The organism is Cedecea selenatireducens, assembly GCF_042138895.1.
GTDB lineage: Bacteria > Pseudomonadota > Gammaproteobacteria > Enterobacterales > Enterobacteriaceae > Cedecea > Cedecea selenatireducens.
In genome coordinates this window covers 223,190-244,878 of record NZ_JBHIKW010000008.1, presented here as the reverse complement: position 1 = coordinate 244,878, position 21,689 = coordinate 223,190, and the positions used below count along the sequence as shown (strand labels likewise).

Annotated in this window: 17 protein-coding genes; 4 read left to right on the top strand and 13 right to left on the bottom strand. The window is 55.2% G+C overall.

Annotated elements, in window-relative coordinates; translation table 11 throughout:
• Positions 1 to 267: 267 nt before the first annotated feature.
• The 8 genes from ACE38U_RS15000 to ACE38U_RS14965 form a co-directional block, all read right to left on the bottom strand.
• Positions 268 to 759 (bottom strand): Hcp family type VI secretion system effector, encoded by a 492-nt coding sequence (locus ACE38U_RS15000; protein ID WP_038472810.1) that lies wholly within the window; start codon positions 757 to 759, stop codon positions 268 to 270.
• 3 nt (positions 760 to 762) lie between these two features.
• Entirely contained in the window at positions 763 to 2,475 is a 1,713-nt protein-coding gene (locus ACE38U_RS14995) for an OmpA family protein (RefSeq protein WP_375530050.1), read from the bottom strand.
• Complete coding sequence (tssL, locus tag ACE38U_RS14990) at positions 2,472 to 3,161, bottom strand: type VI secretion system protein TssL, short form (protein WP_375530049.1); 690 nt, start codon at positions 3,159 to 3,161, stop codon at positions 2,472 to 2,474. Before tssL ends, ACE38U_RS14995 begins: the two co-directional genes overlap by 4 nt.
• Complete coding sequence (gene tssK, locus ACE38U_RS14985; RefSeq protein ID WP_375530048.1) at positions 3,158 to 4,498, bottom strand: type VI secretion system baseplate subunit TssK; 1,341 nt, start codon at positions 4,496 to 4,498, stop codon at positions 3,158 to 3,160. The genes tssL and tssK overlap by 4 nt, the downstream gene beginning before the upstream one ends.
• Positions 4,499 to 4,515: 17 nt before the next feature.
• Entirely contained in the window at positions 4,516 to 6,063 is a 1,548-nt protein-coding gene (gene tssC, locus ACE38U_RS14980; protein ID WP_038472822.1) for a type VI secretion system contractile sheath large subunit, read from the bottom strand.
• A 32-nt stretch (positions 6,064 to 6,095) separates the two neighbouring features.
• Entirely contained in the window at positions 6,096 to 6,593 is a 498-nt protein-coding gene (gene tssB / locus ACE38U_RS14975) for a type VI secretion system contractile sheath small subunit (RefSeq protein ID WP_375530047.1), read from the bottom strand.
• 577 nt (positions 6,594 to 7,170) lie between these two features.
• A complete protein-coding gene (locus ACE38U_RS14970) occupies positions 7,171 to 8,820 on the bottom strand; it encodes a putative bifunctional diguanylate cyclase/phosphodiesterase (protein WP_176982701.1) in 1,650 nt (549 codons plus the stop codon).
• 90 nt (positions 8,821 to 8,910) lie between these two features.
• Positions 8,911 to 9,177, bottom strand: a complete 267-nt coding sequence (locus ACE38U_RS14965) for an HTH domain-containing protein (protein WP_038472829.1) — start codon at positions 9,175 to 9,177, stop codon at positions 8,911 to 8,913.
• Positions 9,178 to 9,443: 266 nt separating this feature from the next.
• On the opposite strand from ACE38U_RS14965, the gene ACE38U_RS14960 reads away from it, so the two are divergent.
• Positions 9,444 to 9,620 carry a hypothetical protein gene (locus ACE38U_RS14960; protein WP_375530046.1) on the top strand — a complete coding sequence of 59 codons (177 nt, stop codon included), beginning with the start codon at positions 9,444 to 9,446 and terminating at the stop codon, positions 9,618 to 9,620.
• Here ACE38U_RS14960 and ACE38U_RS14955 read toward each other — a convergent pair.
• On the bottom strand, positions 9,576 to 10,121 hold the full coding sequence (locus tag ACE38U_RS14955) for a GNAT family N-acetyltransferase (RefSeq protein ID WP_375530045.1): 546 nt from the start codon (positions 10,119 to 10,121) through the stop codon (positions 9,576 to 9,578). The genes ACE38U_RS14960 and ACE38U_RS14955 overlap by 45 nt on opposite strands.
• Positions 10,122 to 10,303: 182 nt before the next feature.
• Between ACE38U_RS14955 and ACE38U_RS14950 the strand changes: the two genes are divergently transcribed.
• A complete protein-coding gene (locus ACE38U_RS14950; protein ID WP_375530044.1) occupies positions 10,304 to 12,601 on the top strand; it encodes an FdhF/YdeP family oxidoreductase in 2,298 nt (765 codons plus the stop codon).
• A 73-nt stretch (positions 12,602 to 12,674) separates the two neighbouring features.
• The gene (locus tag ACE38U_RS14945; protein WP_176982705.1) at positions 12,675 to 13,331 is read left to right on the top strand and encodes an O-methyltransferase; all 657 of its coding nucleotides are present in this window, start codon (positions 12,675 to 12,677) and stop codon (positions 13,329 to 13,331) included.
• A 33-nt stretch (positions 13,332 to 13,364) separates the two neighbouring features.
• On the opposite strand, the gene hrpA is transcribed toward ACE38U_RS14945, so the two are convergent.
• Positions 13,365 to 17,264 (bottom strand): ATP-dependent RNA helicase HrpA, encoded by a 3,900-nt coding sequence (gene hrpA / locus ACE38U_RS14940; RefSeq protein WP_038472844.1) that lies wholly within the window; start codon positions 17,262 to 17,264, stop codon positions 13,365 to 13,367.
• A gap of 213 nt (positions 17,265 to 17,477) precedes the next feature.
• Between hrpA and azoR the strand changes: the two genes are divergently transcribed.
• Complete coding sequence (gene azoR / locus ACE38U_RS14935) at positions 17,478 to 18,083, top strand: FMN-dependent NADH-azoreductase (RefSeq protein WP_008459208.1); 606 nt, start codon at positions 17,478 to 17,480, stop codon at positions 18,081 to 18,083.
• 690 nt (positions 18,084 to 18,773) lie between these two features.
• Here the strand turns inward: azoR and paaY are convergent.
• From paaY to ACE38U_RS14920, 3 genes are all read right to left on the bottom strand, one after another.
• Positions 18,774 to 19,364, bottom strand: a complete 591-nt coding sequence (gene paaY, locus ACE38U_RS14930) for a phenylacetic acid degradation protein PaaY (protein ID WP_176982158.1) — start codon at positions 19,362 to 19,364, stop codon at positions 18,774 to 18,776.
• A gap of 14 nt (positions 19,365 to 19,378) precedes the next feature.
• Complete coding sequence (gene paaX, locus ACE38U_RS14925; protein WP_038472850.1) at positions 19,379 to 20,305, bottom strand: phenylacetic acid degradation operon negative regulatory protein PaaX; 927 nt, start codon at positions 20,303 to 20,305, stop codon at positions 19,379 to 19,381.
• A gap of 126 nt (positions 20,306 to 20,431) precedes the next feature.
• On the bottom strand, positions 20,432 to 21,619 hold the full coding sequence (locus ACE38U_RS14920) for a glycoside hydrolase family 5 protein (RefSeq protein ID WP_375530043.1): 1,188 nt from the start codon (positions 21,617 to 21,619) through the stop codon (positions 20,432 to 20,434).
• Positions 21,620 to 21,689: the final 70 nt, after the last annotated feature.

Sequence of the window (21,689 nt, the reverse complement as noted above, 5' to 3'; positions counted from 1 at the left end):
CGCCCCTCGCTGTTTCCTGTTGTACAGGAGACCAAAGCGCACAAGGTCGGGCGGGCAGATTGTGGGTTTCTTTGCTCAACGCCCGCCACGCAGACGTTCAGCAAAATAGAAAAGCGGGCAGAATGGGCTGCCCGTCGGGCCGTTGCTCTAAAGAGTTCGCGTTGAAGCAAGGCGGCAAGCGAGTGCAGCCCCGGGAGCTTACTGAAGTAAGTGACCGGGGTGCATGAACGCAGCCAACGCCGCTACAGCGCGAAATATGACGAGCAATTACGCGGTGGCGCGTTCGTTCCAGCTATCGGAATGAATGATGTTGCCGTCTTTGTAGGTCCAGGTGATTTTTTCGTAGCGCAGCTCTACGCGCTCAAGATGGTTGTGTTTTTCTTTCGACGGATCTTTGACGTCGTACATTTCAGGATTGACCTTCACCACCTTCACGTTTTCCAGTTTGGTGTTGAAGTACTCCACTTCCTGGCCTGCGTCGTTGATTTTGTACCACTTGAATTCAGCCGATTTCAGGGTCTGGCCGGTGGTCACCGCCTTGTACAGGTACGGGCTGGAGGAATCGATTTCCTTGGTGAACATGAACGGCGTGTGAATACGGGTGCCGGTCAGCTTGCCGGTATTGTTGTCCGTAGGGATGTACAGATTATGTTCCTGCGCCACAATTTCGATGCTGCCTTCGCGGTTCTCAACGTCAACAGACCCTTTGATGTCCGCGCCGCCGTCGTCTTTCAGCCAAAGATAAACAGGGATTGCCATGGTTTACTTCTCCTTTTCATTGTGTAGAACGCCATCATCCTGCGATGACGCTGGGATTTCGCCCGGTAGCAAACAGGCGTTGGCCTGCGGTACCAGACTGATTTCGACACGACGGTTAAGCGCGCGGCCTTCCGGCGTGTCATTGTTTGCAATGGGGCGGCTCTGGCCATAACCCTGCACCGCAAAACAACTTTCCGGCACGTCGCCGGTGTCGTGCATCCAGTCGCGTACCGCTTCTGCACGCTTCAGGGACAATGTTTGGTTCAGCCGGGGGTTGCCGGTGTTATCCGTGTGCCCGGCGACAACAATCAGCCAGCCCGGCTTCGCTTTGATCCCCACCAGGGAATTGACCAGCAGCTTGGTAGATCCCGTTTTCAGCGCGGCTTTTCCGGAGTCAAACAGCGACATGCTGTCGAGGCGTACGGTTTTAGGTGCCGGTTTTAACTTAGGCTGTGGTTTAGGTGGCGGAGCGGGCACGTACGAGCGGATAGCCTCCAGCAGAGGCATACGCAGGCGCTCCCCCTGATATAACCCCAGGCTCATCCGGGCAGGAATACCGTTACGGGCCCAGTCGTCCAGCTGTTCGGCATCTTCACGCAGAACCGCGACAGCCTCGGCCTTCGGGCCGTAATCCTTCATCGGGATACGGTCATAACGGGCAATATCAAAACTCACGCGGTGCAATAGCTGGGCATTGTTCCAGCCGCTACTGAGCAACGCCGTCATCGCCGCCAGCGTGAAGATCCCGAGCGCGCATCGCCAGGCTCGGCCTCGCGCCGTCAGCCCTTTTCCCTCAGGTAACAGCGGCAGAACAAAATCCGGGAGCGGCGAAATCACCGTGCTGTCCGTGCCGACAGGCTGCCAGCCAGAGACCTGATGCATCGCGGTGTGTCGGGACAGCCACGCCGTCCAGAGCGAGGATGCGAGACTCCCGGCAAGAATCGGGCCCATTCCCCAAAGCACCGCGATGGGCGCAATGGCCGGCATATCGGGATTTTCATCCATAAACACGGCTTTGACGTGCAGCTGATACCAGCTCATAAAGCTGTTCATCAGTACCTGCTGCTGCATCGCCATCGCGCCACCCGTGGTCACCCACGCGGCAATCGAACAGGGCGAGAAAGATTCACGCCAGACGCGCACTCCTTCGCCGGGAATCGCCGCCTGCCAGAGCATGTCGTTCACCATCGCGCTGCCTGTCTGGCCATTCAACACCAGCGGCACGGCATGACCTGTTTCTTTGCGCAGCTGGCTTATTTGCCAGCGCAGGGCCAGCAGATGGCTGGTCAGGGCTTCCGCATCAGCGTGTTTCTGCGGGCAAACGCTGACCATAATCGACAGCTGACGCCCCCAGTCGGGGCGCTGCTGTAGCACCAGGCGAACCACCTGTTGAAGATCCTGATGCTCTTCAACCCTTATCCAGCAGCCCTGCGTGACGGTCAACACCGGTGAAAAACGCGGCCAGGCCAGCGGCAGGTCGCCACAAACCAGTACCACGGGCTGGCGGTATGTGGCTTCCGGCAGGTCATCCAGGCACAGCGAGATATCTTGCTCAGCACGGCGACTCACGACGTACCACACCGCCGTAATCATCCCCAGGATTACCAGAAGGATGAGTACGGAAAACGCGCCGGAAACAGGCAGAAAGCCCAGGCAGACCACAAGGCTCAGCATCGCGGCCCACAGCGCTAAACCTCGCTGCTGCGCTGGGCTCATTTCACGACCTCAGGCAATAGGGTTAACAATGTCCGATCGAGCCAGAGATCCAGTCCCCACCACAGGGCTGCGACGGCAAACACGCTTAGGCCAATACGCACAGGCCACGATGCCAGCCAGCCGCCCATGGCTCGTCCTGCAGGGCTTTCGGCCAGTACAGGATGAGTCTGTGGATAGCTGAACGGAAGGACATGTTCACTGAGATCCTGCACGAGCTGCTGGCGCGCAGGATCGTTCAGCGAACGGAAACTGCCGAGAAACCCAAGCATCATGATCCGCTGGAAGCAGGTCACCACGGCATTGTTGGGTTCGGGCTGGCGCAAAACATCGCGCATCCGGTCACACAACGTGTCACCGGCATCCATGGTGCCGAGAAAGTGCCCCAGCAGGGGAATGTGATACCACTGCACGCAGGCGTCGTCCTCCGCGCTGCGCCCTTTTACCGTTTCATCCAGCAACGCACACTGCGCGGTGAGGATAAGCAGACAGCTGGCTTCATCGAGATCGCTCGCTTTCAGCTCGCGCTGCACGCGTTCTACATCAGCAATACAGCGTTCCCACAGTTTTTTGCCATCGCCATCCTGGAATGTCGGGCCGTGCCGCAGGCTAATAACCTGCAGCCAGGTATTCTGCAGCAGCGCATCGATATCAATGCCCGCGACGTTACCGCGTTTATGCTCATTCATGTTCTCAGTACCGCAAAGAGTTCAAGTTCAGGCTCACCGAGCATTCCCGGGACGTAAAACATGCAGGTGCCGCTTTGAAGCATTTCCGCCCCCAGCGCGTGGGAGACATCGAGGCTGAAATACTGGTTTTCCAGGCGAAGCGGAATGGCGGCGGGGACATGGCGCAGCGGCGTCAATGGCACCCCCACTCTGGACGAATTAACGATGCCCCGAACGTGATCCGGGCTGCCCACTTTGCACTGCCGTGGGAACTGCTCCTGCAGCTGCGCCACCGGCATCGGCGAACGTACAGAAAGGTAGTAATCCGCGCCTTCGCGCAGCCGGGGGTCATGCAGACGGGCCTGCCAGAAGTGCAGCCGGGGATCGTATTCAAGCTCAATGGACACCACCCTGGACGGCAGGCTGGCCTCCAGCAGGTCCCCTAACAATTCAAACAACGGCGGAAAAACGGCATTCAGTCGATCATGTTGATAAGCCGGGATCGCGCTGGCCTGGTGCTCCAGAGAGAATGTCAGCAGGCTGCCTGCCAGGCGGGCAAGCTCAGGATACAAACGCTCAGGCGGGCTTTGCAGGCTACGCTCGAACTGCCCCAGCACCGGCTCTGCGCTGTTCAGGGCGTTAAGCAGCCAGAAAAGCGAGACGTCGGCCACGGCAAAATCGGCCATCCGCTCATTGCTTTCACGGCGCATGGCCATCAGGCGGGCCAGCCTGGCGCGCAGCTGCGTCATCAGCTGTTCTAACTGGGTGACCAGCCAGCGGCTGCTCTGTACCGCCAGCAGCGGAGGAAGATAAGTCTCGTCCACACGCCAGGCGCCCTGAGAGTCCCGCTGCAAACGTGCGATCGGGCAGGTCAAATAGTCACTGTTGTCCTGCCAGGCAAAACGCAGCGTTAATTCCGGCTGCATCACCGCAATCTGGCGAGTGTCGTCCCCGAAGGTATTTCGGACATCCCGCCAGCGTTGGCGAAAACGCACCGGACGCTCGGCCACTTCATCAGGCTTCAGGCAGTTGCCGCCGTTGGCCCTCAGCAGCGGGAGCGCCAGAACCACCACCGCGTCCTGAGAGACATCCTCAAGCGAAATCGCCGGAGGCAGCGCGTCGGCGTTATCCGTATCAATCAGCGTCCCGTCCTGGAAACGGATATGCAGATGGCGGGCCTGAAGCCGGCCCAGCTTTAGCAAATCAGGTTCGAAAGCGGCGCTAATCATTCCCCACGGGTGGGACAGGCCCAACTGGGCGATACATTCAGCGGACCAGGCCGCATAGGCGACCTGTTGCTGGAAGTGCTGGGGAGAGACCATCTGGCCCCTGCCCCATAACGGTTGTTCCGTTTTCATCGGCTTCCTGCCTTACGTTACGCTTTCGCCTTCGGCATCTGGGAAACCAGAGACAGATTGACGTCCATTCCTTCCACCTGGAAGTGCGGCACGGCGTACAGCTTGACGCGGAAAAAGCCCGGATTGTCTTCGATGTCTTCTACCGTCACTTTGGCATCACGCAGCGGGTGGGAAGCCTGCAGTTCGTCGCCCGGATCGGTCATTTCAGTGACCAGACTGCGAACCCAGGTGTTCAGCTCCAGCTCAAGCAAGCGGCGATCTTTGGTGGTGCCGATGTTTTCACGCTGAATAAGCTTCAGGTAATGCGCAATGCGGGAGAGCAGGAAGATGTACGGCAGACGGGCGTTGATCCGGCTGTTCGCTGTCGCATCGGCGGTATCGTAAAGCGCCGGTTTCTGCGTGGAGTTTGCGGAGAAGAAGCACGCGTAATCGCGGTTTTTGTAGTAGGAAAGCGGAATAAAGCCCAGGTTGGCGAATTCGAATTCACGCGTTTCCGGGATCATCACCTCGGACGGGATTTTCACCTGGTTGCCGGTGCCGAGATCGTACAGGTGAATCGGCAGGTCCTGAACCGCACCGCCCGCCTGTGGGCCACGAATTTGCACGCACCAGCCGTTGTTGATAAAGCTGCGCACCATGTTGGAGGCAAAGGCAAACGACGCGTTATTCCACAGGTATTTATCGTGATCCGGGCCCTTCACCTCTTCCACGTAGTTGAAGCTGCGGACCGGCACCGTGTCCGGCCCGTAAGGCAAACGCCCCAGCACGCGTGGCATCACCAGCCCGATGTAGCGGGAATCATCGGTATCACGGAAGGATTTCCACTTGATGTACTCGGCGCGATCGAAATAGTTGCCAATGTCTTTGATGGCGGCCACCTCTTCCATCGAGTCTTTCAGGAAGAATTTTGGGCCAGCAGAGCCAATAAACGGCATATGCGCCGCCGCAGAAACTTTCGAGATATTACGCAGCAGGGCGACATCCTGGGCGGAGGCGTCGAACTCATAAGCGGAAATCAGCGCACCAATCGGTTCTCCGCCCGGCGTGTCGTACTCTGCCACGTATGTCTGCAGGTACAGTCCGCTCTGAATGATTTCAGGCGCATCTTCAAAGTCCTGACGCAGATCCTCTTTGGACAGGTCCAGAAGTTCAATTTTAACGTTCTGACGGAAGTCGGTTTTATCCACCAGCGATTTCAGACCGCGCCACAAAGACTCAACCGTCTGGAATTCTTCGTGATGCATCACGGCGTCCAGCTGGCGGCTGATCTGATAATCCAGGTCGGCGATGTGGTGGTCAATCAGCGTTTTATCGAGCTTCTCAACTTTTGAACCTGCTTTGCTCAGGCATTCCAGAAAGACCTGCATTCCGGCGGTCAGTCGTTCATCAGCGGTGGCATCTGACATCGCCTGACTGTCCTGCCAGATATCCAGCGCGCTTAATTCAGAAACCGGGCTGAGATTAATTTTTTCAAACAGCGAGGCATAAACACTCTCTGCCCCCTGGCGTTCAAGGACGATACTCTCACTACCGGCGTTGTTTTCATTTTGTACAGACATCAGCATTCCTCAATTAATCCATTAAATATCGTGACGACTTATGCCTGTTTTGGCGCAAGGGCAGACAGTTCCGCGCGGAGTTCGGCGCTCAGCGCCGGATTAATTAGAATTTTTTCCAGTTCTTTCCGGAAAGACTGGTTATCAAGAAGGTTAGCTTTGAGATCGCGAAGTAAATTACGCATCGCCAGCATGGCTTTCAATTGAGGTATTTGGCGAGCAACCTCTTCTGGCGTGAAGTCTTTCATATCGCGGAATACAAGACTGACATTCTCTTCGCTACCGTCGGCAGCAAGCGTATTCACTACGGTAAGATTAACTTTTGGGGAATATTCAGAAAGAACACTGTTAAAATTATTTTTATTAACGTCTGTCTTTACTCGCTCAGATAAAATCGCAGTTTCGGCTCCGTGGCTGAAATCACCAGTAACCACGAGCTTTAACGGCAGCTCTGTTTTTTTCTGCGCTCCCCCCGTGTGTAAATCCAGTTTTAAGTTGATACGTGCTTTGGGCACCTCGCCCTGGAAACTGTCAGCCATCTTCTCATCCCTCTGTTATCGCTGCATGGTATTTTTGGCGCTACATTACACCGCGCAGAATAATAGAACAATGCACAAAGTTAGATCAATTTTTTATGGAAATTAAAAACGCACAATTATTTATAGGAATTTTCCATAAGAAGGCGCCAGTCTGTCAGAATAAACTTAACGGGGAAGGTAAATAACTTAACTCTTGCGTGAGACACCGAATTAAAAACTGTCTGAAATGATAAATTATAATATTTATATAAAAAGAGAAATAAAATTGATGTACGTCAAAACGAAAATGCAACCAGATGAAAAGATTAACAAAAACCAACACACCAGGGCGCTGAATAAGTCTTAATTTAACCCAACACATTCATCTGCATTATCAAATGGGACAAAAGCAAAAGCAGAATCAACATATACAGCCATAATACCGCACCGGTATTATCACCATATAAAACACCGACACCTTAGAATAATCCGGCGTAAAAAACATCCAGCCGTAGGTTAAAACAACACCCCATAAAGTAAAGACAGACCAGCCATTGCTTACAACACAGGCAGTGTACGGCCGCACACTGCCGTGTTTTTAACGATGAATATTTTTGATATCTACCGGTTGGCCAAAAAGGAACCCCTGAATCTCGGTACATCCTTCTTCTTCGAGAATACGCAATTGCTCGTTTGTCTCAACGCCTTCGGCGATAAGCGGCGTATTGATGGAGTTGCCGAGTGAAATGATCGCCCGTACAAAGGAGCGGGCCTGGAAATTACTTTCAACGTTAGTCAGGAAGCTACGGTCCAGCTTAATGACGTCGAAGTGGAACTCACGCAGCGTGCTAAGGGATGAATAGCCGGTACCAAAGTCATCCAGCGCAATGCTGATCCCCATTTTCTGGAACTGGTGCAAAATGTTAAACGTCAGCTTTTTATTGATGATAAAAGCGGTTTCCGTCACCTCAAATTCCAGCAGCGTTATCGGCCACGCGGTACGCATTAAAATGTCACGCACATTGTCGATAAAGCTAAGATTACGCAGCTGCACCGGGGAAATATTTATCGAGACTTTTTTGTCGAGTTTGTTGGCGAGCGACTCTTTACACACCGTTTCAATCACCCAATAACCCAGCGGAACAATCGCCCCGCTTTCCTCGGCAATAGGGATAAACTCATCCGGCGGGATAAGCCCCTGCTCCGGGTGATTCCAGCGCAGCAGGGCTTCGTAACCGGTAATGGCTTTGTCTTTGAGCGAGCGTTTTTCCTGATAGTGAATGAAGAACTGCCCTTCTTTGATACCGCGGCGAATATCCGCCGCCATAAGGTTTCGCAGGCGCGTTTTTTCATCCATGTCTTTTTCATACCAGCAAATCTTATTATCGAGGTTCGCTTTAGCGCGGTACATCGCCAGGTCTGAATTACTGATAAGCGTATTGATATCCGTGGCGTCATCGGGATAAACCGCCACGCCGATGCTGGCACTCACGGTAATTTCGCTGTGGGCGAAAAACTGTTTCCCCACAAAACAGCCATGCAGGCGTTCGGTAAAATTGCGAAGTTCGTCATCGTGGTTATAAGGTTTTGCCGCGACAAATTCATCGCCGCCAAAGCGGGCCACGATTTCATCTTTTTCAATCGCCTTAAGCACCGAGGAAGAAACCCGCTGTAAAAGCTGGTCGCCAACCAGGTGCCCTTCGATATCGTTTATTTCTTTGAATTTATCGAGATCCACGGTGCAAATGGCAATGCGGTTATAATCAGACTCGGTAAAAAGTTTTTCCACGAAGCTAAAAAATTCGACGCGGTTAGGTAGCCCGGTCAGCGCATCATAGCGAGCGAGCCATGATATTTTATCGATAACCACCTTCTGCTCGCTAATGTCGCGGGTAATTTTGGCAAAGCCAAGCAGCGTCTGGTGCTCATCATAAATGGCGTCGATCACCACGTGCGCCCAAAAGCGGGTCCCGTCTTTACGGTAACGCCAGCCTTCGCCTTCAAATTTGCCGTTTTTCAGCGCGATATTCAGGTTGCGCTCGGGCAGGCCGCTTTTTTGTTCGGCGTCGCTATAGAAAGCGCCAAAGTACTGCCCCACAATTTCCTCACGCCGATATCCCTTTGCCCGCAGCGCCCCCTCATTCCAGGTGGCTACCGTGCCATCTACGTTCAGCATGTAGATGGCGTAATCTTTTACGCTTTCAACAAAGTGACGATAGGCGATATCAGTTAAACTTTCAGTACGCATCTTGCCCTTGGGATGATTGTGGTTTTTCATTAATAAAAAGAGTAATTTATCGTATTATCGGCGGCGTAGCTATGAAGCTTTAAGCCCGCTTTAGAGTTCATGAGATCGCTTTTTCCGCTTTACCCGCAGCAGATAATTTTCCAGCTGCTGAGTCACTTCCCGACTAAGGGCATACTGATCGTCGCCAACATGATAAACATAGTTGCTAAGTCGCCGGAGATCCCGGTAAATCGTGCGTTCACTGACGCCAAATTTACTGGCCAGTTGGTGACGGGACACGCGCTCGCAGCTCAGCATTTCACAAAAGATCCCGGCAATACGGTCTGCCAGCAGCGTGCTTTTTTCGGGGGGGGTCATGAGTGTTTCTCCTGCAAGTAGGTGTCAGGAATGTTAACGCGAACAGATGACAGGTCGTGTCAGCCATTGGCAGAATATATCGCACGACAGCAAGCTAATTATTACGCAACGTTATGACAAGATTAGCTTTTTCTTGAATAAAAATGGGCACCCGTGGAGATCGGACGACATATCGACGGCTTTGCGGGGTATAATCGCGCCTTACTATAAGTTGGCAGACTATGACCGTGAGCAAACATCGGGTAACAAGACCAGATGAAATTGAGATGAAACGCCGGGCCTGGTATCAGGCGCGACGAGCCATCCTGAGCGGCAGGCCGGATGTTGCGCCGCTTACGCCCCCGACGACGCTGTACGAAGAGCTGGCGATTGGCTATCACATCCGGCAGCTTACCCGGCTACGGAAGTGGTTTATCGACAGGGATCTCCCCCTCCCCGAGTAAATAACGCATTTCGCACCGGGGTAAAACCATAAGCCCGGCCCCACGCTGGTGCGCTAAACAGCAAGTCAGTTCCGGCGTAAGCTGCGAATCCACAATAATCTCAAAGCCGTGACGCCGATACCAGGGGCCATTCCAGGCCACGTCCCGGTAAGTGGTGAGCGTAATCTGGCTCACGCCGAGCGCCTGCGCTTTACGCTTTACCTCGGCCAGAAGTAAGCTCCCTACGCCCTGACGCTGAAAATCCGGATGGGTAGAAATCTCGGCCAGATACAGCGCATCATCATGGCGTTCGCAATAGCAAAATCCTTTGATCCTGCCGTCGCTTCCCGTCACCTTCCAGGCCTGTCCATCTTCGATCGCTGCGGCATGCGTGGCCGCATCCGTTACTCCGAACTCCGCTAAAAACGCGAGTTCAGGCACGCTGAGAAAACGACGAGCCGCCGCCGCTTCAACACGCTGAAGTTCTTCTATATCCCTGTGGCAACTGATGGATACGGTCATTATCCCTTCCTTTTATGACGGTGAAGCAGTGCAGTCTTGCGGGCTATTTTACTCGACCCGGGCCGTTTCGTTGACCGCCGATTGACGTTAGCGCTTCCACAAATGTTAATCAGGAGTAAACTAAAGGTAAGCAACTCATCTGTGTTATTGCGCAATCAACCATAACAAGTGACACCTGCCATATGAAATTCAAATCGGCTATCAAGCCTTACCAGGCCGCTGCGGGCGGCTGGGGTTCTCTCGAAGCGACCACCCGCTTCGTCATCGACAGCAAACATGCTCTGAAAAACCTGCGCAACCTGATGCGCATGAACAAGGCCAAAGGCTTTGACTGCCCGGGCTGTGCCTGGGGTGACGATAACAAAAGCACCTTTAGCTTCTGCGAAAATGGCGCTAAAGCCGTCACCTGGGAAGCCACTCGCCGTTTTATCGACAGCGAGTTTTTTGCTCAACACAGCGTCAGTAAACTTTATCAACAAAGCGACTACTTCCTCGAATATCAGGGCCGCCTTACCGAACCACTTAGCTACAATCCGCAAACTGACCGCTACGAACCCATCAGCTGGGCCAGCGCGTATAGCCTGATTGCGCAACATATCAAGGCAATGGATAACCCGGATCAGATTGAACTCTACACCTCCGGCCGCGCCAGCAATGAAGCCTCTTACCTTTATCAGCTTTTTGGCCGCATGCTGGGCACCAATAACTTTCCGGACTGCTCAAACATGTGCCATGAAGCCAGCGGCAGCGGGCTGAAGCGCAGCATCGGCGTAGGAAAAGGCACCATCAGACTGGATGATTTTGATAAAGCCGACGCCATTTTTGTCTTTGGGCAGAATCCCGGCACCAACCATCCGCGAATGCTGCACAGCCTGCGTCATGCGGCGGAAAACGGTGCCCAGATAGTCACCTTTAATACGCTGCGTGAACGCGGCCTGGAACGCTTTGCCGATCCGCAAAAGCCGCTGGAAGTTATCACCCCTCTGGCGGGCACCATCAGCACCAACTATTACCAACCGAATCTGGGCGGCGACATGGCCGCCGTTCGCGGTATGGCCAAAGCGCTGCTGGAAGTCCATCGCCGCCGCATTACCGAAGGCGAAGAAGGCGTGTTCGATCTGGCATTTATCGACGCCAATACCCAGGGCGTGGACGCCTGGTTTGCCGCCATCGATGAAACCAGCTGGGAGAAAATCACCCAGCAGTCCGGCCTGAGCGAACTGCAGCTCCGAGACGCCGCAGCAATCTGGCAGCATTCAAAACGGGTCATTTTTACCTGGGCCATGGGCATCACCCAGCATAAACACTCGCTGAATACCGTGCGTGAAATCGTCAACCTGCAGCTGCTCGGAGGGCATTTAGGCCGCCCTGGCGCTGGCCTGTGCCCGGTGCGTGGTCACAGCAACGTGCAGGGCAACCGCACGATGGGGATTGACGAGAAGCCGCCGGTAAGCCTGCTGGATAACCTGGCCAACCACTTTGATTTTGAGCCTCCGCGCGAGCACGGCCACAACACCGTTGAAGCTCTGGCCGCCATGCTGCGCGATGAAATAAAAGTGCTGGTTGCGCTGGGCGGAAACCTTGCCGCTGCGGCACCGGACAGCCCAAGAACGGAAGAAGCCATTAGCCGCTGCGGCCTGACCGTGTTCATCAGCACCAAGCTTAACCGCAGCCACCTCGTGCCGGGCAAAGCCTCGCTGATTCTGCCCACTCTGGGCCGCACTGAAGAAGATATGCAGGCTACCGGGCGGCAGTTTGTCACCGTCGAAGACTCCTTCAGCATGGTGCACGCCTCCGAAGGCATCGGTAAGCCGATTGCGGATACGCAGCGTTCGGAAACCGCCATTGTGGCCGGTATTGCCGATGCGGTTTTAGGCCGAAACAAACTCGACTGGCTCGAGCTTGCCGACGACTACAACCTTATTCGCGATCATATTGCCGCCACCCTGCCCGGCTTTAAAGACTTCAATCAGCGCTGCGAAGAACCCGGCGGATTTTATTTGGGGAATGCGGCAGCCGAACTGCGGTTTAATACGCCGAGCGGTAAAGCGGAATTCAGCCATGCCCCACTGCCTGACTCGTTGTGGGAAGGCGTAACGGCCCCCTTCACGCTGCAAACGCTGCGTTCTCACGATCAGTACAACACCACGATTTATGGCCTGGACGATCGCTATCGCGGCGTTTACGGCCAGCGTGAAGTCCTGTTTATTCATCCTGATGACATGGGTGAGCTGGGTCTGAACGACGGTGATAAAGTCGATATTGAAACCGTCTGGCACGACGGGATTACCCGTAAAGTCAGAGGTTTTAAGCTGGTCGCGTATGACATTCCGCGCGGTAACCTCGCGGCCTATTACCCGGAAACCAACCCGCTGGTGCCGCTTGGCAGCGTTGGTGACGGCACCGGTACGCCGACGTCAAAATCCGTTCCGGTGAAAATTACCCGTAGCGAAGCGGAAGATAAGCGCCGAATCGCCTGAATTTGTTATGGAATGAACTTACCCTGGCCCTCTCCTACTGGAGAGGGAAATCTTACCCCGCCCCAAGGAGTTAGTGATGCAGCAGTGGTCCGATGTAGATGAATACCTCGTCAGTGCTTTGATCCCTTCCGATACCGTTTTCCAACAAATCCTCGACAATAATCATGCCGCTGGGCTACCCGCCCACGATGTAGCCCCTAACCAGGGGAAATTCCTTCAGCTGCTGGTGGAGATAACCGGCGCGCGCAAAATCCTCGAGATTGGTACGTTGGGAGCGTACAGTTCCGTCTGGATGGCGCGAGCCCTGCCCGCTGACGGCAAGCTGGTTACGCTTGAAGCCGACCCTCGTCACGCCGAAGTTGCGCAAAAAAATATTAAGCTCGCAGGATTGGAAAAAACTATTGAATTGCATATCGGCCCCGCGGCACAAACGCTCGCCCATCTGGGTAATGAAGCGCCGTTCGATTTGATTTTTATCGATGCCGATAAGCCTAATAACCCGGTTTATCTGGAATGGGCATTAAAATATTCGCGCCCTGGCACGCTAATTATCGGGGACAACGTGGTGCGTGACGGTGAGGTTGCCAACCCCGACAGCGACGACGATCGCGTTCAGGGCGTGAGAACCTTTATCGAAATGATGGGAAACCACACAGGCCTTTCTGTAACCGCGCTACAAACGGTCGGCAGTAAAGGCTGGGATGGTTTTACACTGGCAAGAGTGAAATGAGCCAACCCCTTTCCAGCTGGAAAGGGATTGATATCAGAGCGCTACCTGCTCCATCGCCTGCAAAATACGCTTATCGGAAATCGGATACGGGGTTCCCAGCTGCTGGGCAAAATAGCTGACGCGCAGCTCTTCTATCATCCAGCGGATCTCCTGCACCTCTTCGTTCTCGCGGCTGGCTGGCGGTAGCTTGTTCAACCACTGCTGCCATGCCTGCTGCACGCTTTCCACTTTCAGCATTTGCGCACGATCGCGGTGAGGATCGATAGCCATTTTTTCCAGCCGCTTCTCGATAGCCTGCAGGTAACGCAGCGTGTCGCCGAGGCGCTTATAGCCGTTGCCGGTCACAAAACCTCGATAAACCAGGCCGCTCATCTGCGCCTTAACATCCGACAGGCCAAGCGCCATGGTCATATCCACGCGCCCTTTCAGCCGTTTGTTGATGTTAAATACCGCCGTAAGGATCTGCTCGACCTGTTTGGCAATCTCAACCACCGTGTCGTTCAACTCTGCACGTACTTTTTCATGCAGCACCGCAAACCCTTCTTCGCTCCAGACCGGCCCGCCATTTTGCGCAATCAGCTTATCAATACCGCAGGAAATGCAGTCGTCGATAAGCTCCAGCACTTTGCCGTACGGGTTAAAGTAGAGGCCAAGCTTGGCTTTATTCGGCAGCTTTTCATGCAGGTATTTCACCGGCGACGGAATGTTCAGCAGCAGCAGACGGCGCAGCCCGCGCCACATTGCCTGTTGCTGTTCAAGCGGATTATCAAACAGCTTAATCGCCACGCTCTCTTTTTCATCCACCAACGCCGGGAAGGCCTTCATCCGGTAGTTGCCGCGTTTCTGCTCATAGCTTTCAGGCAGCGAACCAAAACTCCAGATGTGCAGTCCGCTCTGCTCGATGCCGTCGTCCGCCACGGCGGACAGCGTCTGCTGAACCTTATCTTTCAGGCCGCCCTTCAGCTCGCTAAGGTCTTTACCCTCTTTCAGCTTTTTGTTGTGCTCGTCCACTACGCGGAAGGTCATTTTCAGGTGATCGGGCACCTGATCCCAGTGCCAGTCTTCCCGGTCAATGGTCACGCCCGCCATACGGCGGAATTCGCGCTCAAGGCTGTCCAGCAGCGGGAGTTCCAGCGGCGTAGCCCGGCCTAAAAACGCTTCCGCATAGTTAGGGGCCGGGACAAAGTTGCGTCGCACCGGCTTCGGCAGAGACTTGATCAGGGCGATAATCAGTTCACGGCGCACGCCAGGGATCTGCCACTCAAAACCGGCCTCCTCAACCTGGTTAAGCAACGGCAGAGGGATATGAACCGTTACGCCGTCGGCGTCCGCGCCAGGCTCAAACTGATAGGTCAGGCGCAGCTTCAGGTTGCCCTGATGCCAGAAGTTCGGGTAGTCCAGCTTGCTGACCTGCTCCGCGCCTTCCCTGATCAGCATATTTTTTTCGAAATTCAGCAGATCCGGCGTTTCGCGGCCAGTTTTTTTCCACCAGCTATCGAAATGGCGTGCGGAAATCACCTCATGAGAGATGCGCTGGTCATAAAACTCAAACAGCGTTTCGTCGTCCACCAGGATGTCACGGCGGCGAGACTTATGCTCAAGATCTTCGATTTCCGCCCGCAGTTTGAGGTTATCGCGGAAGAAAGCGTGACGGGTTTGCCAGTCGCCCTCCACCAGGGCGTGGCGGATAAACAGCTCGCGGCACAGCGCCGGGTCAATGTCGCTGTAGTTCACCTTACGCGCCGCCACAATCGGCAGCCCATAAAGCGTGACTTTTTCCTGCGCCATCACCGCGCCCTGGGCTTTCTCCCAGTGCGGCTCGCTGTAGGAGCGCTTAATCAGATGCTGCGCCAGCGGCTCAATCCATTCTGGATCGATACGGGCAGCGATGCGCCCCCACAGGCGGCTGGTTTCCACCAGCTCGGCCACCATCGTCCACTTCGGTGGTTTTTTAAATAAGCCGGAGCCAGGGAAGATGGAGAAACGAGCGTTTCGCGCCCCGGTATACTCCTGTTTTTCCGTGTCTTTCTGCCCGATGTGGGACAAGAGCCCCGTCAGCAACGCCGAGTGTACCGCGCGGAAGTCGCCGGGTTCACTGTTCACCGGCAGGCCAAGCTCTTTCACCACCTGCCGCAGCTGGGTATAAATATCCTGCCATTCGCGAACGCGGAGGTAGTTCAGGAAATCCAGCTTGCACTGGCGGCGGAACTGATTCGACGAGAGCGCTTTTTGCTGCTCGCCGAGGTAGTTCCACAGGTTCACGTAAGCCAGGAAGTCTGACTCTTTGTCGTGGAAACGGCGATGTTTCTCGTCCGACGCCTGTTGCTTGTCCATCGGGCGCTCGCGTGGGTCCTGAATAGACAACGCGGAGGTAATGATCATCACCTCACGCACGCAGCCAAACCTCTGCGCTTCCAGCACCATTTTGGCGAGGCGCGGGTCGACCGGCAGCTGTGAAAGCTGGCGACCAGATGGCGTCAGTTTGTAAACGCTGTGATCTTCATCGCTGGTAATGGCGCCCAGCTCTTCCAGCAGGCGCACGCCGTCCTGGATATTGCGCTTATCCGGCGCTTCAACGAACGGAAACGCCTGAATATCACCCAGCCCCAGCGCCGTCATCTGCAAAATGACCGACGCGAGGTTGGTTCGCAGAATTTCCGGGTCGGTAAACTCAGGGCGCGACAGGAAGTCGTCTTCGGAGTAAAGACGAATACAGATCCCTTCCGACACGCGACCGCAACGGCCTTTACGCTGGTTGGCCGAAGCCTGAGAAACCGGCTCAATCGGCAGGCGCTGGACTTTGGTTCGGTAGCTGTAGCGGCTAATACGCGCCGTACCCGGGTCGATAACGTACTTAATACCCGGCACGGTCAGCGAGGTTTCCGCGACGTTGGTCGCCAGCACAATACGCCGCCCGACGTGGGCCTGGAAAACGCGGTTCTGCTCGCTGTTGGACAGGCGAGCATAGAGCGGCAGGATTTCCGTATGCGGCAAATTAAGCTTCGTCAGCGCGTCTGCGGTATCGCGAATTTCCCGCTCGCCGCTCATGAAGATCAGGATATCGCCCGCGCTTTCATGGCCAAGCTCGTCAACGGCATCGAAAATAGCCTGCAGCTGATCGCGGTCGGTATCGTCGTTGTCTTCGACCATCGGGCGGTAGCGCACTTCCACCGGATAAGTACGGCCCGAAACTTCGATAATCGGCGCGTTATTAAAGTGGCGCGAGAAGCGTTCCGGGTCGATAGTCGCCGAGGTAATAATTATCTTCAGATCGGGGCGCTTCGGCAGCAGCTCGCGCAGGTAGCCGAGCAGGAAGTCGATATTCAGGCTGCGTTCGTGGGCTTCATCGATGATGATGGTGTCGTACTGCATCAGCAGCCTGTCCTGCTGAATTTCAGCCAGCAGGATCCCGTCCGTCATCAGCTTGACCATGGTGTTATCGCCGACGTGGTCGGAGAAACGTACCTTGTAGCCTACGCAGCCGCCGGGTTCGGTTTGCAGCTCTTCCGCAATACGGTTTGCCACGGTACGCGCCGCCAGGCGGCGAGGCTGAGTGTGGCCAATCAGGCCTTTAACACCGCGCCCCAGCTCCATGCAGATTTTTGGCAACTGGGTGGTTTTGCCCGAGCCGGTTTCACCCGCCACGATCACCACCTGGTTTTCGCGCACGGCATTAAGAATGTCCTGTTTTTTCTGGCTGACGGGCAGGTTTTCAGGATAGGTAATCGCCGGCCGCGCGGCTTCGCGCAGCAGCACTTTAGCCGCCGCGGCGTCTATTTCTGCGGCCAGCGTGTCGAATAAGGCCTGCTGAGAATCAGCGTTTTTAATTTTCTTCGCGCCGTGAAGACGGCGAGAAAAGCGTTGTCTGTCGCGGAGCATCAGCCCGTCAAGACGGGCAAACAAAGAGGACAGCGAGGGTTTAGTCATTTCCATTTTATCTATCGTTATTTCGCTACCGGGCACAACCGGATAAGTCACGGCGTTGATTTCAGCTATTTTACCACACCCCGATTTTTAGCGCCTTGTTCAATAAATTCGAATATAGGGTTCGATATATTGCGCTATCTCTGTAATCGGATTGTGAATACATTAAGTCCTAGCGAACGGGCACATTGTCCGACTGACCAAACACTAAGGAATCACCCCATGAGCAAAGTATTAGTTCTAAAATCCAGCATCCTGGCAGGTTACTCTCAGTCCAACCAGCTGTCCGACTATTTTGTTGAACAATGGCGTGAAAAACACAGCGCTGACGAAATCACCGTTCGTGACCTGGCAGCAAACCCAATTCCGGTGCTGGATGGCGAACTGGTCGGTGCTCTGCGCCCTTCTGATGCGGCACTGACGCCGCGCCAGCAGGAAGCTCTGGCGCTGTCTGATGAGCTGATTGCCGAACTGAAAGCGCACGACGTGATTGTGTTCAACGCGCCGATGTACAACTTCAACATCCCTACCCAGTTGAAGAACTACTTCGACCTGGTGGCTCGCGCTGGCGTCACCTTCCGTTACACCGAGAAAGGCCCTGAAGGCCTGGTGACCGGTAAACGTGCCCTGGTTGTGACCAGCCGCGGCGGGATCCACAAAGACACCCCAACCGACCTGCTGGTGCCATACCTGAACGTGTTCCTGGGCTTCATCGGGATCACCGACGTGAACTACGTGTTTGCTGAAGGTTTTGGTTACGGCCCGGAAGTGGCTGCTAAAGCACAAACTGATGCGAAAGCCGCTATCGACAGCATCGTTGCTGCGTAAGATTTGTTCCTGGAGTGACTAACCCTCACCCCGCGCTGTGTCTTAGTCACAAATACGCTCTATGAAGGACTGCCCAAGTTTCCGTTCACTTCCAGTCCTGCTTCACATGTCACCATTATACCGGTGAACGTCTCGGGGAAATCACCGTCATTCCCCCGAGACCCCGGACTCCCGGCCAAATAAATCGCCGCAAGCGGTAAACCTCCGTTTTATCTCCCAGTCCTGGGTCGGCTGAGATGCGTTCCCGACGCTCTCAGCCTCCGGCCGTTCCCGACGTCCGGACCCTGGCCAGTCGGAGAGAAAACGGAGGCGATTTAAGCCGGAACCGAGCCTCGCTTCTTATTTTTACCCTCACCCTAACCCTCTCCCTGGAAGGGAGAGGGGATAAACAATGTTTCCCATAGCTTTTGTTTTCTCCCTCGCCCCTTTGGGGAGAGGGCTGGGGTGAGGGGAAGATTTGTTCCCGGCTCTCATCGCCCCCGGTTATGACCCAACTCAGGCGGGGTTGAGCTGCCGGGCGCCGGGGGTTGTCAGGGGGCATGGCGTAATGCCACCTGACACGTTCACCGTGCTCTGAGCGTGCACAGAAAACAGATCTATGGGTGAACGGAATAACTGCGGAGCGAAAGATACCTCCTGCATTTGAAAGGAAAATATGTAACAGAGATAACCTCCGGGGAGAGGGTCACTTTACCGCTTAGGCTGGTGCAAATCCTCAAACACCAGACGTTTACGCCCCGCCTCTACCTCACGCAGCGGCTCAACCTGATGCATCGTTTGCTGACAGCGAATCACCAAATCCTGATACTCCTTCGTCCCCTGTTTTTTCCAGGCCAGCTCTTCCGGTCTTAACTCACGGATCGCTTTCGCCGGGCTGCCAATAATCATCGTATTCGCCGGAAACTCGGCTTTGCCTTTGACAAAGGCCGCCGCGCCGACAATTGAGTTTTCGCCAATTTGCGCGCCGTCCAGAATGACCGCGTTCATGCCAATCAACGCATTTTTGCCGATGCGGCAGCCATGAAGAATTGCGCCGTGGCCGATATGGCCGTCCTGCTCCACAACCGTATCCTGCTCCGGAAATCCGTGCATTACGCAGTTATCCTGCACGTTCGCCCCATCTTCTACAATGATGCGCCCAAAGTCGCCGCGCAGGCTGGCATTAGGGCCGATGTAGACGCGGTGGCCGAGGATAACATCGCCAATCAGCACCGCCGTGGGATGCACATAGCTGTCTTCCGGGACAACCGGCGTCAGGCCATCAATCTGATAAATGGACATACGGGCTCCTTATTTTAGGGTGTGAGTCCGCCGAATCGCGTGTGGTAGCCGCTTACCGGGGCAGGCAAATCACCCACCGAAGTTTCGCCCAGTTCGCTGAGGTAAGCCAGTGAACCGGCGGCAACCCGCTGATAGATATTGATGCACAGCTGACGGGCGCTCTGCCCCAGCCAGTGCGGCGGCAGCAGTTCGTCCGGCAACAGCGGATCTTTCAGCACAACACGACGGTAGAAATGGATCAACAGCAGCTGAATCTGGAAACAGCGCTGCGGCGTCAGTTCATCGCTTCCCGCCTCGCGCAGCAGCGGCAGCAGCGGGCGGAAGGAGTGAATAAACTCGGCGTAGCGTTCGTTTTTATCGGTCAAAAGCCAGCACTCTTCGACGCGGGACTTTAGCGCCGCGCGCGATGTTTGCAGCGGGGATTCGGCCTCAAAACAGATAACCTGCTCGGCCACGCCCGCCTCGTGCAGCAGGCTTTGAATGTCCGCCAGATTTTGTGAGGGAGAAGCCATCAGGTTTGGCGCCAGCGCCCCAAAGCCCTGCCAGATAAGCTGTTTTTTCACCTGCTGCAGCGTGGTTTTTTCCAGACCTTCAGAAAGCAGCAGCAGCCACTTCCCGTCCCAGGCCGGCTGGCCGGCACGGTAAATTTTGGACTCCGCACGGCGGGTCATTCTCTGGCCCATGTCCGTCAGGCGATAAAAACTGCGTCGCCCCACCCGCTCCACGTCGAGCCAGCCCTCTTTATTAAGGCGGAAAAGCGACGTCCGGACAAAACGCTCGCCAAATCCTAAAGGCTCCAGCATCGCCGCCAGGCTGCCCAGCCAGATCTCGCCGCCGCGATGGGCCAGCGCATCGCCGTATAAAGAAACAATCAGCGAAGTGCCGCTGATGGGCACCGCGCTGACGGCCTGCTGAATAAACTGATCGAGTTTGCTGCTCATCCTGCCTCATTGCCGCTATGGGAATTCCTGAGAAAAAACATAGCATAATAAAGCCATAGAGCATGACTGAATTAGTCATTATGATTCAAAATACCCATCAACTGGCATTAGTGCGTAACGCTTAACTCATCGCGTGGGTGATGCCAGCCGGCGGCTTATCGGCTCAAACTCGGGCGTGGCATGGCGCGGTAAAGTATCTCGCTTATGCGCATCAATCGCCTTCCAGTACGACCAGGGCACTTTGCTTTTCCCGAGTTCGTAATCCATGCCGTCCCAGGCATCTTCGCGGAAGCTGTAAAATGCCCAGTGGGCCTGCGTTTTATCCATGACGCGGAGGACATCTTCGAGATACTGACGGCACCCGGCCAGCTGCCGCATACAGCCAAACTCACCGGCCACCATGCGATTCTCTGCCACGCCGCGCTGCTTAGCCCACGAAAACGGCTGCTGCAAATAGCCGGCCACGCGTTCACCGTCCCATTTTTCCTGTTTGCCGCCGAAAGGGACGACGCCGGGATAGGCATAGGGCTTCAGACGTTTAAGGTTGGGTGCGCTGGTCGCGTCGTAGGGTTCGTACATATGGAAGCTGTAGAGCACGCGACTGTCGCTCAGGGCGGATGGCCAGTAGCTGAAGCTGTCGGCGGCGGCATACCAGCCGCTATCTACCATCACAGGCGTGGTCTTATCGACTTCACGTATCGCTTTAATAACGGTTTGATAGAACTCAGGCAAGTCTCTCGCCGTACCCTGCTGTTTTTTATACCAGGCCTTCATTTCCTCCGGTGAGGCGTGTTCCGGCAGCCCCGCCCGCTTCTCTGGCGCAGGCTCGTTAATCAGGTTGTACGCGGCAACAGCCGGGTTATCTTTTAGCTGTGCGGCCAGATCGCGCCAGAACTTCGCGCTTTGCTGCCAGTAACGTTTGTCCTGCCACAGCCGGTCGTCAAACCGGCCATTATTGTTCTGTGACCAGCGCATACCGGGCAGCGAAAGCGGCGTAATCACCACTTTAAGCCCGGCGGCATGGGCGCGGGCCAGCGTGTCTTTGAGCGTTTGCAGATCCTGCTTCATCAGCCCCTGATAGTTGTCGGCATTCCCCAACAAAAAATCACGCTGCTCCGGCTGCCATTTATCCCAGGACAGCCTTACCCAGGTGGCGCCGTAGCCCTTAAGAGCAGAAAAATAGGCCTGGTCAGGCGGCAGGCGGTTAAAGCTGTTGCCGCCGTGCTGCGGCGAATCCCAGAAAGCGAGGCTGTCAGCGGCAAAAGATGAGGCAGAGATCAGGGCCAGCCCTGCCAGGAGTGCTTTAAGTTTCATGGCAAATGTCTCGGTAACAAAAGAGACTGCAGTATTGCTGGTTAGTAGAGGGGGATTGTCAGATGAATGT

Bases quoted from the DNA above. Each gene is read 5' to 3' on its own strand.
- ACE38U_RS15000 (WP_038472810.1), bottom strand. From the start codon at position 759: ATGGCAATCCCTGTTTATCTTTGGCTGAAAGACGACGGCGGCGCGGAC.
- ACE38U_RS14995 (WP_375530050.1), bottom strand. From the start codon at position 2,475: ATGAGCCCAGCGCAGCAGCGAGGTTTAGCGCTGTGGGCCGCGATGCTG.
- tssL (WP_375530049.1), bottom strand. From the start codon at position 3,161: ATGAATGAGCATAAACGCGGTAACGTCGCGGGCATTGATATCGATGCG.
- tssK (WP_375530048.1), bottom strand. From the start codon at position 4,498: ATGAAAACGGAACAACCGTTATGGGGCAGGGGCCAGATGGTCTCTCCC.
- tssC (WP_038472822.1), bottom strand. From the start codon at position 6,063: ATGCTGATGTCTGTACAAAATGAAAACAACGCCGGTAGTGAGAGTATC.
- tssB (WP_375530047.1), bottom strand. From the start codon at position 6,593: ATGGCTGACAGTTTCCAGGGCGAGGTGCCCAAAGCACGTATCAACTTA.
- ACE38U_RS14970 (WP_176982701.1), bottom strand. From the start codon at position 8,820: ATGCGTACTGAAAGTTTAACTGATATCGCCTATCGTCACTTTGTTGAA.
- ACE38U_RS14965 (WP_038472829.1), bottom strand. From the start codon at position 9,177: ATGACCCCCCCCGAAAAAAGCACGCTGCTGGCAGACCGTATTGCCGGG.
- ACE38U_RS14960 (WP_375530046.1), top strand. From the start codon at position 9,444: ATGAAACGCCGGGCCTGGTATCAGGCGCGACGAGCCATCCTGAGCGGC.
- ACE38U_RS14955 (WP_375530045.1), bottom strand. From the start codon at position 10,121: ATGACCGTATCCATCAGTTGCCACAGGGATATAGAAGAACTTCAGCGT.
- ACE38U_RS14950 (WP_375530044.1), top strand. From the start codon at position 10,304: ATGAAATTCAAATCGGCTATCAAGCCTTACCAGGCCGCTGCGGGCGGC.
- hrpA (WP_038472844.1), bottom strand. From the start codon at position 17,264: ATGGAAATGACTAAACCCTCGCTGTCCTCTTTGTTTGCCCGTCTTGAC.
- azoR (WP_008459208.1), top strand. From the start codon at position 17,478: ATGAGCAAAGTATTAGTTCTAAAATCCAGCATCCTGGCAGGTTACTCT.
- paaY (WP_176982158.1), bottom strand. From the start codon at position 19,364: ATGTCCATTTATCAGATTGATGGCCTGACGCCGGTTGTCCCGGAAGAC.
- paaX (WP_038472850.1), bottom strand. From the start codon at position 20,305: ATGAGCAGCAAACTCGATCAGTTTATTCAGCAGGCCGTCAGCGCGGTG.
- ACE38U_RS14920 (WP_375530043.1), bottom strand. From the start codon at position 21,619: ATGAAACTTAAAGCACTCCTGGCAGGGCTGGCCCTGATCTCTGCCTCA.